The organism is Pseudomonas sp. RC4D1, from assembly GCF_018390395.1.
GTDB classification, from domain to species: Bacteria; Pseudomonadota; Gammaproteobacteria; order Pseudomonadales; family Pseudomonadaceae; genus Aquipseudomonas; species Aquipseudomonas danubii.
Genome location: NZ_JAHBAW010000003.1, coordinates 617,722 through 632,503, shown reverse-complemented (window position 1 = coordinate 632,503; position 14,782 = coordinate 617,722). Strand labels below are relative to the sequence as shown.

Here is a 14,782-nt window from a genome sequence, read left to right as displayed (position 1 = left end):
GTGGAACTAAACCAATTTCCTGCATGTGACTGTAGAACTCGTTGCTGGCGTTTCCACCCCTATGGTGCCAACAATGTCACATGTCGCTTCGCACTCCCAGTAGCGCCCCCACATCCTGACCTAGATAAACTGGGCGTGTTCACATCCGGGCACTGAACATTCCGCTCATTTTGAGATCCACAAACGACGGAATCTAGGGAAACAGACTAAAAGAGCAGAAGTTGATAGTCGTTTCCATTCAGTCAGGTGTTCTACGGATTGGCTTAGTCCTTATCGCTTTGATGCCCCATCCAGCGAGAGGAATTAATATAGCGGCCCATAACCATTGCCAATTCGTTTTGAGGAATGAACTAATAGTCTGTTGAAGTGTTACTTCCACCTCTATTTCCCGATCAAAGGTGCGAATCGCTTTTTGAACAGAGGTGCCATTGACGTCAACGATGGCAGTGAGCGTTAAATAAAGAGTTGAACTGCCTTCATTTTTTGGCTGAACCACCCATTCCCATTCAGTTGTTGAACCCCCTGTAACCATCTGCCTTTCGGCTTTTATAGCTGATATTGAGAAATTCGTCCCAGTCAAACGTGCCTCCATTTCCTTAGAGACTCTTATCGATGCTGACTCCTGTGTTCCCGGAGCGGTAATCCGACTACTTAGCTCTTCACTTGAATTTGACAAGCTCAAAAAAAGTTGGATTTTAGTGCTGTCTTCTATGTTGATTTTCTGAGGGGCATTAAAAGCAATATTTGCAATTCTCAATTCTTCCAACGCCCGATCGGCAGCGAGGAAATCATCTGTATGCGGAGGTTCTTCTGGCAGGTCGGGAGGAAGGGATTCAGGTGCAGGTGCAGGTTGGTAAGAACCATGGCCCAGTATGCCTGTTTGAAGAGCCAAGACTCCTAGAAACAAGAAAACTGTTAGTAGTCCCGCAGAAATATAGATAAGTTTCTTCATTTACAGCTCCCTCTTGATGTGCGCTCTCCAGTCAAGCATGAGGAAATACTAGCTATAGATTCACATACCTTTCACCGATTGATGATAGTTGCTGGCACCTTGTACTCTAGTCCAAATGTGCGGCTTTCAAGCCTTAGTTCCGTTTAAAGAACATCACCGCGTCAACGACGCCTTGAGCCTTCTGCTGTGTATCGACCAGCCAGCTGTTCAGCACGCTTTCTGCTTGACCTCTTGTCTGCACCACCCAACGCCCACGTTCTGAGTAGAGCGTAACGCCACCGATCGAGTTGAAGTTGATACGTGTCTGTACTGTTTAAGACGAGGTTCTGGAGCTGCCGACTGCAATGACTTCGACGCCAATGGGTGTTGCGCTGGCAAAGCCGCTAGTAGCAGAAATAATCCCTTGTGCGGTCACCGACATGTTCATTGAACTTGTGCGTGGGCGGTGGCCAGTTCCAGCAGCCGAGTGAAGTGGGCGATGGCGAAATACAGGTCATCGCGGGTGTCGCCGTCCCAGTCTTCCACCGCTTCGCGGGCGGCCTTGAGTGAGGCGATGCGGGTTTTGATCTCGGCGATTTCCTCGGCGCCGCACTGGGTGGCGATGGCCTCCCAGCGTTCCTGCGGAATGTTTTGCTGGACCGAAAGCCCGGCTTGCGCTTGGGCAATCAGTGCGGTGAGTTGGCTCATGGGGCTGGGTCCTGATGAGGCTGGAAGTTGACCGGCGGCCTTGCCGGGCCAGTGCATCGCTCCAGCGCGTGCGGGGCGCCGAGGCGGCGGATGGTAACCCACTCGCGGGTGGCACGGCGTGGGTTGTGCACCAAGGTTTTTTATCCCGCCTGTTGCCTTGGGTGCTTGGCAGCGCCGCATGGGTCGGCTTCAATAACCGCCCCTTTTCATGTTCAGGAGCTAGAAGGATGCAGCTTTATTACCGTTGGGCGGCCGCGTGGGTCATGGCGTGGGTACTGGGAACCGGGCTGGCCCAGGCCGAGGAACGGCCACAGGTGGCGGACAAGATCCTGGCCTACACCGGGCCGCACGGGGTGAAGGTCTGGACCCTGCGCATCGGTGAGCGCAGCGCCAATCAGGCGCTGGTGCAGGTGGAAGACGCCGACCACGACTGGAACATGCGCATTCAGAAAATGAACGTGGAGCAAACCGACCGCGACACCCGTTACTTCACTCAGGTGGACGAGCAGAAGTTCGTGGTGCTGCTGCTTCAGGAAGGCTATGGCGAGCTGCATCTGCCGGGTGAGGCCAAGCCGCTGAAGGTGGGCTATGACAGCAACCTGTCCAGCTATGGCGATGCCCAGGCGTTTCTTAATGAGTACCTCAAGGCCCAGTAAAGCGTCGGGCGAGCGCTGCAGGTGCGACGCTCGTTGATCTGCAGCGCTCGTGCCGTGAGCGCTCTGCAACAACGCCTCCCTAGGGAGGCGTTGTGGTTTTACCCGGTTTGCAAACCTCTCAGCGCAGATCGAACCGGTCCAGGTTCATCACCTTGTCCCAGGCCGCGACAAAGTCCTTCACGAACTTCTCCCCCGCATCCGCGGCCGCATACACCTCGGCCAGGGCCCGCAGTTGCGAGTTGGAGCCCAGCAGCAGGTCAACCCGAGTACCGCTCCATTTGTACTGGCCAGTGGCGCGGTCGATGCCCTCGTACAGGTCGCGGGCCTCGGACTGGGGTTTCCATTGGGTGCCCATGTCCAGCAGGTTGACGAAGAAGTCGTTGCTCAGGGTGCCCGGGCGCGCGGTGAACACGCCGTGGGGCGATTGCCCGACGTTGGCACCCAGCACCCGCAGGCCGCCCAGCAGTACGGTCAGTTGCGGGGCGGTCAGGGTCAGCAGTTGCGCTCTGTCCACCAGCAGGGCTTCGGCAGTGACGCCGGAAACCGGCTTGAGGTAGTTACGGAAGCCGTCGGCCACCGGTTCCAGCACGGCGAAGGATTCGACGTCGGTCTGTTCCTGGCTGGCGTCCATGCGCCCCGGGGCGAAGGGCACGCTGATGCTGTAGCCGGCATTTTTCGCCGCCAGTTCCACCGCCGCGCAGCCGCCAAGGACGATCAGGTCCGCCAGGGATACGCGCTTGCCAGTGCTTTGCGCGCTGTTGAAGGCGCTTTGCACTGCTTCCAGGGCACGCAGCACCTGGGCCAGTTGCTGCGGTTGGTTGACCTCCCAGTCCTTCTGCGGGGCCAGGCGAATCCGTGCGCCGTTGGCGCCGCCGCGCTTGTCCGAGCCGCGGAAGGTCGAGGCCGAGGCCCAGGCGGTGGACACCAGTTGCGCAACCGACAGGCCGGAGTTGAGGATCTGGCCCTTGAGCTGCTGGATGTCCTGGGCGTCGATCAGCGGGTGATTCACCGCCGGAATCGGGTCTTGCCAGATCAGTTCCTCGGCCGGCACTTCCGGGCCCAGGTAGCGGGCGCGCGGGCCCATGTCGCGGTGGGTGAGTTTGAACCAGGCCCGGGAGAAGGCTTCGGCCAGTTGCTCGGGGTGCTGGTGGAAGCGCCGGGAGATGGCCTCGTAGGCCGGGTCGAAGCGCAGCGACAAGTCGGTGGTGAGCATCGACGGCGTGCGGCGTTTATTCGGGTCGTGGGGGTCGGGCACGCTGTCGGCCCCGGCGCCGGCTTTGGGCCGCCATTGGTGGGCGCCGGCGGGGCTGGTGGTCAGTTCCCATTCGAAGCCGAACAGGTGGTCGAAGAAGTCGTTGCTCCAGCGGGTCGGGGTGGTGGTCCAGATCACTTCCAGGCCGCTGGTGATGGCGTCGCCACCAACGCCCGTGCCGAAGCTGCTTTTCCAGCCCAGGCCCTGTTCTTCCAGGCCGGCGGCTTCCGGTTCCGGGCCGACGTGGGTCGCGGGGCCGGCGCCGTGGGTCTTGCCGAAGGTGTGGCCGCCGGCGATCAGGGCCACGGTTTCTTCGTCGTCCATGGCCATGCGGGCGAAGGTTTCGCGGATGTCGCGGGCTGCCGCCAGCGGGTCGGGGTTGCCGTTGGGGCCTTCCGGGTTGACGTAGATCAGGCCCATCTGCACCGCCCCCAGGGGGTTCTCCAGCTCGCGGTCGCCGCTGTAGCGCTGGTCGCCGAGCCAGGTGGTTTCGCTGCCCCAGTAGACGTGGTCTTCCGGCTCCCAGACGTCCTGGCGGCCACCGGCAAAGCCGAAGGTTTTAAAACCCATGGATTCCAGGGCGACGTTGCCGGTGAGGATGATCAGGTCGGCCCAGGAAATCTTGCGCCCGTATTTCTGCTTGATCGGCCAGATCAGCCGCCGCGCCTTGTCCAGGCTGACGTTGTCCGGCCAGCTGTTGAGCGGGGCGAAGCGCTGCTGCCCGCCCCCGGCGCCGCCACGGCCATCGGCGATGCGGTAGGTGCCGGCGCTGTGCCAGGCCATGCGGATGAACAGCGGGCCGTAGTGGCCAAAATCCGCCGGCCACCAGGGTTGGGAGTCGGTCATCAAGGCCAGCAGGTCGCGCTTCACCGCGGCCAGGTCCAGGGTCTTGAATTCGGCGGCGTAGTCGAAGTCCTTAGGCATCGGGTCGGACAGCGGCGAGTGCTGGTGGAGGATCTTCAGGTTCAGTTGGCCGGGCCACCAGTCACGGTTGCTGGTGCCTTCGCCGGCAGTGTGTTTGAACGGGCACTTGGATTCGTTGGACATGGGTCACTCCTTCGGTCATCGGAAACCTGCCGCTCGACGTTGGCCCCGGGTTGGACAACCGTGTGAACAGCGTAGTGAAGGACAAGCGAAGGTAAAAATAGCTTCGCTTGATGACCCTGGCAGAAAAAAACCATGACAGGTGCCAGGCTCGCAGCGGGCGCCCTGCCCCCTGGAGCCTGTTCATCCTCTGGCGAGCGATGCTCAGGCTTGTTCAACGCCGCATAAAGCAAACACCGCACATCCTGAACAGCGGCTTAGCCCTGGGCGTTCAGACGACGCTGGGTGTCGATGTCGATCTGCTGGCGCAGGGCCTGGAACAACGGGCTGGCATCGGTGTAGCGGCGGCCGTAGCCGAGGTTGAAGCGGTAGTCGAAGTCCGCCGGGTTCTGGCCCTGGGTGTGTTGCAGCAGGGTTTCCAGCTTGTCCAACGCCTTGACCGTGCGCGCCTCGGTGCTGGCGGCGCCTTCGTATTCATCCCACAGGTCCAGCAGGCGCTGGCGGGCCGGGGCGTCCAGGGACCGGGCGAGAAATTGCAGGTCGTCGCGCTCTTGCTGGCTTTTGTGTGGATGGCCGGCCTGGGCCACCGCCGGGATGTCGCCGTGAATGGCCTCCCCCAGGTCGTGGACGATGCACAGTTTCAGCACCCGCAGCAGGTCCAGTTCGCCCAGTTGGTCCTCGAACAGCAGCGCCATCAGGCACAGGCGCCAGCTGTGTTCGGCGGTGCTTTCCTGGCGGCCGCTGGAGGTGTGGGCGCTGCGCAGCACGTCCTTGAGTTTTTCCGCTTCACGGAGGAATTCAAGGCGGCCGCTGAGAAGTTCGGGGGTCATGGACAAGCCTGCTGCAAGTGAACGAGGCCCGCGCCGTGGGGCGGCGGGCGATGGCTTACCAGACTAGTCAGCGGCCGGAGCCCGGTCCACGGATAAAATATGCGTGGCGTGGCCTCGACAGGCGCTTCAGAGGGTTTCCACCAGCCGCACGGCGTTGCCGTCGGACAGGTTGAGGCGGGTCCAGCGGCACTGGCTGGGGGCGATGGGCACGATGGCCGAATCGTTGTGGCCGCTGAAGAATTCCACGGACGGCGGCGCCAGCACTGCGCGCCAGCCCAGGTCATCCAGGGCGGCTTCCTTGCGGGTGATTTCCTCGGTGCAAAAGCCCCACAGCGATTGGCCCAGCAACTCGCTCAAGGGCACGCCGAACTGCCCGGCGCGGGTCGCTGAACAGGCCAGCAGGCGATGGGTCAGGTCGCACACCAGGTGCACGGCGCGCGGGCTGTCGTTCACCAGCCGCGCCAGTGCCTGATCGGCGGCGGCGCTGAGGTTGGCCGCCAGCAGTTGCTCCAGGCGCGCACGCTCTGCCGGTTCCATGGCTTGCTGGCCGTTTTCCCAACGGGAAATGCTCGACTGCGCCACGCCGAACAGCTCGGCGGCGTGCTGTTGCTTGACCCGGTGCAACAGGCGCCAGCGCCTGAGGGCCAGACCAAGATGGGGTGAGGTGAACAAGGCTGCGGACATGGCCTGGGCGATGCGAGTAAAGGGGCCGGCAGTTTCGCAGCCTCGGCCCACGGCGGGCAACTGGCGCCGACCAATGCAATTGGTCCGGCCCGCCACAAGTTGCTGGACAGTGCAGTAAAAGCCCCGAAAAATCAGCGCCTTTGCCCTGCCCTCCACGGGCCGGGCGTCTGTGCCAAGGAGTTCGGCCCAATGCTCAATGTCTTGTTTGTCTGCAGCCAGAACAAGCTGCGTAGCCCTACTGCCGAGCAGCTGTTCGCCGACTGGCCGGGGATCGAAACCGCTTCGGCGGGGCTCAACCACGATGCCGAAGTGCCCCTGGGTCCGGAGCTGGTGCAATGGGCCGGGCTGATTGTGGTGATGGAAACCCGGCACCGGGAAAAACTGCGCAAGCGCTTCAAGGCGCAACTGCGCGAGCAGCAGATTGTGTGCCTGAACATTCCCGATGATTACGAGTTCATGGACCCGGAGTTGATCCAGTTGTTGCGGCAGAAGGTGCCGCCGTTTCTTCCTCATGGCGGCGAGGGTCGCTGATATGCCTTTGGCATTCAGGGCCCCGCCCAAGCTGCGGGTGGAGCTGCGCAAGACCCCATCGGTTTGCGAGATCGCTGGCGAGCCTGCGGCTCGTTCGCAGCCTTCGGCAGCGGCTACACGAAACGGATGCTAGCGCTGGCGTCACGGACACCTCTGTAGCCGCTGCCGCAGGCTGCGCAAGGCACCGCAGGGGCCTCAGCGGTTGGGGGATCGCTGGCGAGCCTGCGGCTCGTTCGCAGCCTTCGGCAGCGGCTACATGAAGCGGATGCTAGCGCTGGCGTCACGGGCACCTCTGTAGCCGCTGCCGCAGGCTGCGCAAGGCACCGCAGGGGCCTCAGCGGTTGGGGGATCGCCGGCGAGCCTGCGGCTCGTTCGCAGCCTTCGGCAGCGGCCACATGAAGCGGATGCTGGCGCTGGCGTCATGGGCACCTCTGTAGCCGCTGCCTCAGGCTGCGCAAGGCACCGCAGGGGCCTCGGCGGTTGGGGGATCGCCGCGAGCCTGTGGCTCGTTCGCAGCCTTCGGCAGCGGCTACACGAGGCGGATTCGGGGTGGGGTCATGCGCGGTGTGCGGCGCCAAGGGCGGCGGTAAGTTCGGGCGAGGCGTTGTACAGCGGTGTACTGCCCTGCAACAGGATCTGCGCGCTGCGCCGGTAGGCGGCGCCGTCGATCAGTAGCTCCCCGGACACCTGTCGGGCGTTGATCAGGGTCTCCAGCACCCCGGCGGGATTTTCAATCGCCAGCGGGTATTCGCCCGGCTCCTCGCCTAGCACCGGCGCCCGCGCCAACAGGGCGTGGGCCACGGTGCCCTCGGCCAGGCAGGCCGCCGCCAGGCAGCAGCCACCGGACACCGCCAGGGACGGGTGGGCGTTCTGCGGGGTGAAGTAGCGGGTGGCGATATCCCCGCCTTCTCGCGCCGGGCTGACGATGCAGATCTTCGGGATGGTTTCGCTGCGCCGCAGGTCGTCGGCGCTCATCAGGCTGCCATCGCGCTTGCGCAGGCCCATGCGCAGGCCGCCTTGCACCATCAGGTCCAGCAGACGCGCCTTGAACTGCGGGTCGGCGTCGAGTTCGGCCGGGGTTTCCTCGCCGGTCTGGCCCAGGTCCGCTGCGCGCAGGATGACCATGGGCACCGCCACATCGATGCAGGTGGCGGCGATGCCGTCCAGCAGGTCGACCCGTTGCCCGGTGGGAAACAGCGCGCCGGTTTTGGCCCCCACCGGCTTGTCGAGAAACAGGTCGACCCCGGGAAACACCCCGTTGACCCCGGGAATTCGCGTGTCGCTGAGCAGGCGTCCGTCGCTAAAACCCAGGCGTGCATACATCGTGGTCTGGGTGTTGCTGTTGTAGATCTCGATCTGTCCACCGCCCTCCCCGGGCTCCAGCCAGCCGCGTTGCAGGGCGTACAGCGGCAGCGCCGCGGACATGTTGCCGCAGTTGACGCTCCAGTCGATGGCGCTCTTGCCCGCCGCCAGTTGCGCCAGGGTGCTGATCATCCGCGTCTCGCCGGGGCGGCGCTCGACGATGAACACCTTGTTGCTGGTGGGCCCGCCGCGCCCCAGGCCGGTGATCTGGGTGTTGCCCGGCCACTCGCCCTGCAGCGGCACGCCCATCAGGTGGCGCAGCAGTTCTTCCACCAGGGCTTCGTCCCGGGGCAACGCTTCGCGGGCCAGGATCAGCCCGGTGGAGGTGCCGCCACGGGCGTGGCACACGGGGAACTCAGGGATAGCAGCAGGCTTTTGCAGATCGGGCATGGCGGGCGCCTCCACGGTGGGCGAAAAGAGCAGCCCCTGGTCGCGCGGGCAACGGGCGGCAGCGCAGCATGATAAACCGTCGCGGCCGATCCCGGGGCGGCGGCATGGCGAGCCGCGGTCGCCTGATACAGCGCTTGCTCGCGCAGCCCGAGCACCGTACTTTCTAGCGCCGCGCGCGACCCTGCCGTCAGCGCGAGGGTTCAATCCACTGCCCATGGACCCGGAGCGATGCCATGCCCCAAGCCCCCCAACAACTGTTGTTCCTGCCCGGCGCCTCGGGCAATCGTCAATTCTGGCAACCGCTGGCCGCACAGCTGCGCCATCCGGCGCGCCAGGTGCACCTGGGCTGGCCGGGTTTTGGCGACACCCCGGCCCGGGCGGACGTGCAGGGCATGGACGATCTGGTGGACCTGGTGCTGCAACGCATCGACCAGCCCACCGCGCTGGTGGCCCAGTCCATGGGCGGCATCATTGCGGTGCGTGCGGCCCTGGCGCGACCGCAGCTGATCACCCATCTGGTGTTGAGCGTCACCTCCGGCGGCGTCGACATGTCCGACCTGGGCGCCAGTAACTGGCGCAAGGATTACACCGCGACCTATCCGCAACTGCCCCGCTGGTTTGTCGACGATCACAGCAACCTCGGCCCGCGCCTGGGGGAATTGCCCATGCCGGTACTGCTGCTGTGGGGCGACTGCGATCCCATCAGCCCGGTGGCGGTGGGTCAGCGTCTGGCCCGACTGTTGCCACAAGCCCTCTTGCGCATCGTGCCCGGGGCCGACCACGACCTGGGCCTGAGCCATGCCACTCAGGCGGCGCAATGGCTCGACCAGCACCTGGGCGCAGCCTGATCGAAGGCGCCCAAGCGGACGCCTGCCCCTGGCCTTGCACCGCTCGTCTTGTGCTCGCTCTTTTTACAGCGGGCCATTTGACTAAGCGTCTTGAGGATCTAGATTCCACTCGCGACTTCACGGAAGTGCATCAAGCTCGAAGCCCGGCAAACCGGGGCCCGGGTACCGATGCTCAGTGGCCGCGCCCGGAAACTCGATTGCCTGTTTGCCTGGGCACTCCAGGCATCTAACGCGACAGCAGGGAGCTGGACATGAACGACAACATCATCGACATCATGGTCACCATTGATGTGGACACCATTCTCAATAGCCAGGGCAAACAATTCGACAGCGGCCAAACATTCAACCTGCAAAAAAGCGACCCGACGCAGCCCAGCCACCTCTACAACTTCACCACCGGCGGGGTAAGGCTCTCCAGTCAGGCGATCTACATGGTTGCCAGACGCAACAACGCCCCAGTCGGCGAAGGTACGGATGAACTGTCGGTCAACCTCAAGGAGGGCGACCTGATCCACTGGCGCAGCACCAGCCTGTCCGAGGGGCTGTACCACACGGTGCTGCTGTATCAGTACACCCAGACGTCGCCGGTAGTGACGCAACAGAACCCCAATTACGTGCAAGACATCACCCCGGTGGTCTTGAACCACACGCCCATGCCGATCATCAATCAAAGCAATCCATCCGCGCAGCCCATCGCCCAGAGCGTCAAGAATTTCTATTGGGAAGGCCGCGCCGTGCGCCAAGGCAGCATCACCTATACCTGGGCCTTCATGATTGTCGACAGTGACAACCAGGTGGTGGGTTATTGCGACTGGGACCCCTACATCAATATCAACTGAGTGCCTTGCCCCTCTCCCTGTCGGCACCGGGAGAGGGGCTTGCCGTCGCCCTGCCCGATCACTGTCACTGCCTCTCCTCCCCGCTCAACCTTGGCCAAGCCTTGATGCACCGCGAACCAGGCACTTGCCTCCCGCCCGACGCGGCCCGTATTTTATCGCCCCCCGCCGCAACAACCTCCCGGCCAGCCCCGAGGTCGCCGATGGCGTGGGCCCGTTCCCTTGCCTTGTCCCGGAGACTGTATGGATCTCGCCACCCTGAGCCTGTTCATCCCCGCCTGTTTCGCCCTGAACATGGCCCCCGGCCCGAACAACCTGTTGTCCGTGAGCAACGCCACCCGTTATGGCTATCGCCAATCGTGCCTGGCGGGCAGCGGCCGGCTGCTGGCCTTCGCCGCCATGATCGCCCTGGCCGCCGCCGGCCTGGCGGTGGTCCTGCAGACGTCGGAACTGTTGTTCCATGCCATCAAGATCCTCGGCGCGGGGTATCTGCTGTACCTGGCCTGGCAACTGTGGCGTGCCAACCCCGGCAATGAAGTGGCCGATGACCCGGCCCGCGTCGGCCTGTGGGCCCTGGCCCGCCAGGAATTCCTGGTGGCCGCGGGCAACCCCAAGGCGATCCTGATCTTCACCGCCTTCCTGCCGCAATTCGTCGATCCGGCGCAGCCGATGGGCCCGCAGTTCCTGACCCTGGGCGCACTGTTCCTGGGGCTGGAGTGGATCGCCATCTGCGCCTACGCCTACATGGGCCTGCACCTGCGCCGCTGGTTCGCCGAACCCCGGGGCAAGCGCCTGTTCAATCGCGCCTGCGCAGTGCTGTTGTCGGGGGCGGCGTCGGTACTGTTGATGGCGCGACGCGGCTAGAGGAGTACAACCTTCAGTCGGACGGGTACAGCCCATGCATGAGGGGTTCTATGCATTTTGCTCGGCGCGAGGGTAGGATTAAATCCTACTCAGCTGGAGAAACTCCCCATGCGTAGCACTCAGCAATTCAGCATCACCCTGCCAAACCAGATGGCCGACGCGGTGAAAGCCAAAGTCGCTACTGGTGAATATGCCAGCGAAAGTGAAGTCATACGCGATGGCCTGCGGGCATTGATGGCTCGTGATCGAGCCATGGAAAGCTGGCTCACCGGCCAAGTGGCAACCGCCTACGATGCCTTGAAAGCGGACGCTTCACGCACACTCAGTGTCGATCAGGTCCGTGCTCGGTTGTCAGCAGAGCACCAGAACGCCCGCAACAAACTGGAATGACGCACACCGTCGAATTTGCTCCAGAAGCTCTGGAGCAGCTAACCGCGCTCTATCGCTATATAGCCACGGCAGCCTCGCCAAACATTGCCCAGCGCTATACCGACGCCATCGTGAGCCATTGCCAAACGCTGCAGACCTTTCCTCAACGGGGAAACCAGCGGGATGACATACGCCCCGGCCTGCGTATCACACACTATCGCAAGCGGGTCGTGATCGCCTTTGCCGTCGAGACCCGGAAGGTTGTCATCTTGGGCCTTTTTTACGGTGGCCAGGATTTCGAAACCACTCTTCTGGTTGATTGGGAGAACTAAAGAGATGACGCCAACCGCAAGGGCTTTGCGGGGCAGGCCGACCAGGACAATCCAGCATCCGGTGACTCAACCCCGGCCACGGCGGCCTGATGCTGCCGAAAGGCCCGCTGCTCGCCCGCCAGCAGAGGCGGCAATAACTGCAATTCATCGCTGAGGGCGGCCAGCGGCAGGTGCCGCATAGACTCCATGTCGAGGATCTCCATGCTCATCAGCTCGCCCCTTTAGCGCCGAGACAACAATCCTGCGAATGAGCCTAGGAAACGGATGCGCCCTCGCGCACATTTTTCTCTGCGCGCCGCGTCCGGCTCGCTATGATGTTTTCCCATGAACACCAGCCTCGCCCTTCGCCAACCCTGTCCGCCCGGCGCCTGCATCTGCGAGCGCGAGCAGTTGCTGGACACCCCCGGAGCCGACCTGCGCATCCTCAATCTGACGCGCCAGGAGGAAAAGCGCCTGCTCGAACGCCTGGAAAATCTCAAGGACCTGGCGGACCTGGAGCACATGCAGCGACGGATCTACCAGCAACTGGGGGTCCGTGTGGAGATCACCCCCAGCGACAACGAAGTGCGCAGCATGCGCGGTATCACGATCGCCCTGGCCGAGCACCCCGGCCTGTGCCGCAAGACCCGGCAGTCGATTCCCGCCGCCATCCGCCGAGCCATGGAGAACCGCCCGGAAATCGCCTACCGCCTGCTCGATGCCCAGGACTTGCTGCGCGATACCTGACGGCAAGTTTCAGCTACAAGCAGCAGGCTTGCGGCTTGTGGCTCAAAACTGGAAACTTGCCGCTGCTTTTTCCAGGACTCCCCTCATGCAAAACACCCCACTGAACGCCGCCGACTTCGAGCTGATCGAAGACACCCTGCTCCAGTACGGCGACGACCACTCGGTGCTCAATCCTTGCGAGCTGGACGGTTACTTCACCGCGCTGGTGTCGGGCCCGGCTCAAGTCGATATCGCCGAATGGTTCCCGGGCATCTGGGGCGGCGAAAACCCGGCCTGGGAAACCCCGGAGCAATGCCGGCAGTTCATCGACCTGTGCGTGCGTCACATCAACACCCTGGCCGCGCAATTGACCCAGGCTCCGCAAGCGTTCAAGGCGCGCTTCGAACAGACCGAACACCAGGGCCAGGACCTGCTGCTGGCCGAAGAATGGTGCTTCGGCTACCTGCGCGGGGTGGCCGTGGGCAACTGGCCGGAGATGCCGGCGCCGCAGGTCCAGGCGCTGCAGTTGATCATCGACTGCGCCGAACAGGACAACTTCGAACTGCCCGCCGACCTGGACCTGGAGCAGCATCGCCAGCAGATCGCGGCCATCGAACCTGCCGCGCGGCAGTTGCATGCCTACTGGGCGGCGCAGCGCTGAAGTAAACCGCATCCGAAAAAAAACGCCGCGGGCTCCGATCAGAGCCCGCGGCGTTTTTGTCTGCGCCCGGCCAGCGGCGCGAGGCTTACAGCAATTTGCGCTGCACCGCTTCATCCAGGGTGCTGCGGGCCAGTTGCTGGACCACGTCGCGGGTATCCGCCTGGAAAGGAATGGCGACGATCAGCAGCAACTGCATCCAGGTGCGCACCGACTCGCTCTTGCGAATCCGCCCCAGCTCCTTGCCGTCCTTGTCCTTGAACACCGTCTCCAGGGTGAAGGTGTTCTTGGCCGTGGACGGAATCACGAAGAAGGTGGCGCCGGTGATGATGGCCGAGGCCATGCTGAACTGTTCGTTGTTGTACAGGGTGGCTTCGGCATACAGGTCCGATTCGACCTTGTCGGTGCTGACCCGGGCAAAGCGTCCGGACTGGCGGTAGGCGTCGGCCACCACGGTTTCCCAGGCGGCCGCCGGAGCGCCGGCGGCGGCATTGGCCGGGCCGCCGTTGACCTGGTACATGGCGGTGGTGCGCACAAAGGCGCTGGGCTTTTGCTCGGTGGTCTGTGCCGCCGGAGGCCAGGTGCCGACGGCTGTCAGTTCGTGTTGCGAGTAGGACACGCAGCCGCTCAGCAGCACTGCGCCGAGCACCAGGACGTGCTTGATGGAAACCAACATGTGTCTCTCCTTGATCTTAGCGTTGTGCCAACCGGGCGCTGGCGTTGTCGAGCAATTTGGCAACCAGTTCATTCATTTGCTTGGCGCCCTGGGTCGGGGCCCAGTACTCACGGCCGTACAGGCCGACGTTGCGCTCGAACTTGAGCTGCTCCTTGGCACTGGCCAGTTCCTGGCCGTTGCGATCGACGATCGACAGCTCGCCGGCCAGGTCGAAGCTATCGACGTAGATCGGCCCGTTGACCCAGATCCATACGGTCAGGGTCAGCAAGGCTCCAGGCAGGTAGCCCGGGTGAGGCGCGCGGTGGCCCTTGAGGGAGGTCATGTTGAACTTCAGCACTACGTCCTCCTCGCCCAGGCGGGTGGGGAATTCGCTGAGCTGACGGAAGTAGCCGGCACTCTTGACGTAGGGGGTCAGCTGGGCTGTGAGAGAACGGCTGATGGCGGTGCGTGTGGCTTCGTCGATACCGGGCGCGGTGACCTGCACATCGGCAATTTGCGCAGTGCGCGGGCTGCTGATGGGCGCGGGATGCAGCGGCGCGCCCAGCGGGCCGGTGACGCTATAGGAGACACAGCCGGTCAGCGCCAGGGTGGCGATAAGGGCGGCGGCCCTGAGGAGGGTTTTGAACACGAAATATCCTTATTGATCAACGGACAGCACCAACGTCTCGACCCCAGGGCCCAGAACTTTAGGAAAACCTCGCATTCAGTTGGGGGCTACAGGCCCGCTCCCGGGCCTTATTGATAATCCTCTTCATAGGCCTGGAGCAGATTGAACAAGTGCTCCTGGGGCATCGCGCAGTCCTGCAACGGTTCGGGCGCAACCCCGTTCCACTCCTCATCGGGGTCGCTTTCGACAATCAGCAGCGGCACCTGGGCGTTGTTGAAGAAGGCGAGGATGTCGCGCAGTTCCTGCTCGCGCTCTACATGGTCGTTGTGAAACAGCTTGGCGCTGTAGAAGAAACCCTCGGCGCCACGGCGCAGATAGCCCTGGGCAACGCTCAGGGACAGGCCCAGGCGTTGATGGAGAAACTTGACCAGCGCCAGGCTGGTGGTGGGGGTCGCCGTGGCGAGGCTGATGCGGGACATGACAGGTTCCTTGAAAAACG

General features: G+C 63.3%; 19 protein-coding genes. 9 read left to right on the top strand and 10 right to left on the bottom strand.

Annotation, left to right across the window (positions count from 1 at the left end):
• Positions 1–238: 238 nt before the first annotated feature.
• The gene (locus tag KHO49_RS27920; RefSeq protein ID WP_213666238.1) at positions 239–952 is read right to left on the bottom strand and encodes a hypothetical protein; all 714 of its coding nucleotides are present in this window, start codon (positions 950–952) and stop codon (positions 239–241) included.
• Between the two features lie 423 nt (positions 953–1,375).
• Positions 1,376–1,639, bottom strand: a complete 264-nt coding sequence (locus tag KHO49_RS27915) for a hypothetical protein (RefSeq protein WP_110597012.1) — start codon at positions 1,637–1,639, stop codon at positions 1,376–1,378.
• Positions 1,640–1,866: 227 nt separating this feature from the next.
• Between KHO49_RS27915 and KHO49_RS27910 the strand changes: the two genes are divergently transcribed.
• Positions 1,867–2,295, top strand: coding sequence for a hypothetical protein (locus KHO49_RS27910; RefSeq protein ID WP_213666237.1), 429 nt, complete (start codon positions 1,867–1,869; stop codon positions 2,293–2,295).
• A gap of 118 nt (positions 2,296–2,413) precedes the next feature.
• Here the strand turns inward: KHO49_RS27910 and katG are convergent, their stop codons facing one another.
• The 3 genes from katG to KHO49_RS27895 all read right to left on the bottom strand — a co-directional run bounded on the left by katG (position 2,414) and on the right by KHO49_RS27895 (position 6,105).
• Positions 2,414–4,594, bottom strand: coding sequence for a catalase/peroxidase HPI (gene katG / locus KHO49_RS27905; RefSeq protein ID WP_213666236.1), 2,181 nt, complete (start codon positions 4,592–4,594; stop codon positions 2,414–2,416).
• 254 nt (positions 4,595–4,848) lie between these two features.
• The gene (locus KHO49_RS27900; protein ID WP_213666235.1) at positions 4,849–5,421 is read right to left on the bottom strand and encodes an HD domain-containing protein; all 573 of its coding nucleotides are present in this window, start codon (positions 5,419–5,421) and stop codon (positions 4,849–4,851) included.
• A 126-nt stretch (positions 5,422–5,547) separates the two neighbouring features.
• On the bottom strand, positions 5,548–6,105 hold the full coding sequence (locus KHO49_RS27895) for a helix-turn-helix domain-containing protein (RefSeq protein ID WP_213666234.1): 558 nt from the start codon (positions 6,103–6,105) through the stop codon (positions 5,548–5,550).
• 189 nt (positions 6,106–6,294) lie between these two features.
• Between KHO49_RS27895 and KHO49_RS27890 the strand changes: the two genes are divergently transcribed.
• A complete protein-coding gene (locus KHO49_RS27890; RefSeq protein ID WP_213666233.1) occupies positions 6,295–6,636 on the top strand; it encodes a low molecular weight protein tyrosine phosphatase family protein in 342 nt (113 codons plus the stop codon).
• 555 nt (positions 6,637–7,191) lie between these two features.
• On the opposite strand, the gene KHO49_RS27885 is transcribed toward KHO49_RS27890, so the two are convergent.
• Complete coding sequence (locus KHO49_RS27885; protein ID WP_213666232.1) at positions 7,192–8,388, bottom strand: PrpF domain-containing protein; 1,197 nt, start codon at positions 8,386–8,388, stop codon at positions 7,192–7,194.
• Between the two features lie 233 nt (positions 8,389–8,621).
• On the opposite strand from KHO49_RS27885, the gene KHO49_RS27880 reads away from it, so the two are divergent.
• The 5 genes from KHO49_RS27880 (at position 8,622) to KHO49_RS27860 (ending at position 11,637) form a co-directional block, all read left to right on the top strand.
• Positions 8,622–9,236, top strand: a complete 615-nt coding sequence (locus KHO49_RS27880) for an alpha/beta fold hydrolase (RefSeq protein WP_213666231.1) — start codon at positions 8,622–8,624, stop codon at positions 9,234–9,236.
• A 251-nt stretch (positions 9,237–9,487) separates the two neighbouring features.
• On the top strand, positions 9,488–10,075 hold the full coding sequence (locus KHO49_RS27875; protein ID WP_102879701.1) for an AidA/PixA family protein: 588 nt from the start codon (positions 9,488–9,490) through the stop codon (positions 10,073–10,075).
• A gap of 240 nt (positions 10,076–10,315) precedes the next feature.
• On the top strand, positions 10,316–10,936 hold the full coding sequence (locus tag KHO49_RS27870; protein WP_110653541.1) for a LysE family translocator: 621 nt from the start codon (positions 10,316–10,318) through the stop codon (positions 10,934–10,936).
• Between the two features lie 108 nt (positions 10,937–11,044).
• The gene (locus KHO49_RS27865) at positions 11,045–11,326 is read left to right on the top strand and encodes a ribbon-helix-helix domain-containing protein (protein WP_102879703.1); all 282 of its coding nucleotides are present in this window, start codon (positions 11,045–11,047) and stop codon (positions 11,324–11,326) included.
• Complete coding sequence (locus KHO49_RS27860; RefSeq protein WP_102879704.1) at positions 11,323–11,637, top strand: type II toxin-antitoxin system RelE/ParE family toxin; 315 nt, start codon at positions 11,323–11,325, stop codon at positions 11,635–11,637. Before KHO49_RS27865 ends, KHO49_RS27860 begins: the two co-directional genes overlap by 4 nt.
• Here KHO49_RS27860 and KHO49_RS27855 read toward each other — a convergent pair.
• Positions 11,634–11,846 (bottom strand): hypothetical protein, encoded by a 213-nt coding sequence (locus KHO49_RS27855; protein ID WP_213666230.1) that lies wholly within the window; start codon positions 11,844–11,846, stop codon positions 11,634–11,636. The genes KHO49_RS27860 and KHO49_RS27855 overlap by 4 nt on opposite strands.
• Positions 11,847–11,961: 115 nt before the next feature.
• Here KHO49_RS27855 and KHO49_RS27850 point away from each other — a divergent pair, with 115 nt between their 5' ends.
• Together KHO49_RS27850 and KHO49_RS27845 are read left to right on the top strand one after the other, a co-directional pair.
• Positions 11,962–12,363, top strand: a complete 402-nt coding sequence (locus tag KHO49_RS27850) for a hypothetical protein (RefSeq protein ID WP_123393887.1) — start codon at positions 11,962–11,964, stop codon at positions 12,361–12,363.
• A gap of 85 nt (positions 12,364–12,448) precedes the next feature.
• The gene (locus KHO49_RS27845; RefSeq protein ID WP_213666229.1) at positions 12,449–13,003 is read left to right on the top strand and encodes a UPF0149 family protein; all 555 of its coding nucleotides are present in this window, start codon (positions 12,449–12,451) and stop codon (positions 13,001–13,003) included.
• An 85-nt stretch (positions 13,004–13,088) separates the two neighbouring features.
• Here KHO49_RS27845 and KHO49_RS27840 read toward each other — a convergent pair whose 3' ends face one another.
• The 3 genes from KHO49_RS27840 to KHO49_RS27830 form a co-directional block, all read right to left on the bottom strand.
• Positions 13,089–13,676: a hypothetical protein gene (locus tag KHO49_RS27840; RefSeq protein WP_110597002.1), complete on the bottom strand. Its 588-nt coding sequence runs from the start codon at positions 13,674–13,676 to the stop codon at positions 13,089–13,091.
• Positions 13,677–13,692: 16 nt separating this feature from the next.
• Positions 13,693–14,304, bottom strand: a complete 612-nt coding sequence (locus tag KHO49_RS27835) for a hypothetical protein (protein ID WP_213666228.1) — start codon at positions 14,302–14,304, stop codon at positions 13,693–13,695.
• Between the two features lie 107 nt (positions 14,305–14,411).
• Positions 14,412–14,762 carry a hypothetical protein gene (locus KHO49_RS27830; protein WP_102879710.1) on the bottom strand — a complete coding sequence of 117 codons (351 nt, stop codon included), beginning with the start codon at positions 14,760–14,762 and terminating at the stop codon, positions 14,412–14,414.
• Positions 14,763–14,782: the final 20 nt, after the last annotated feature.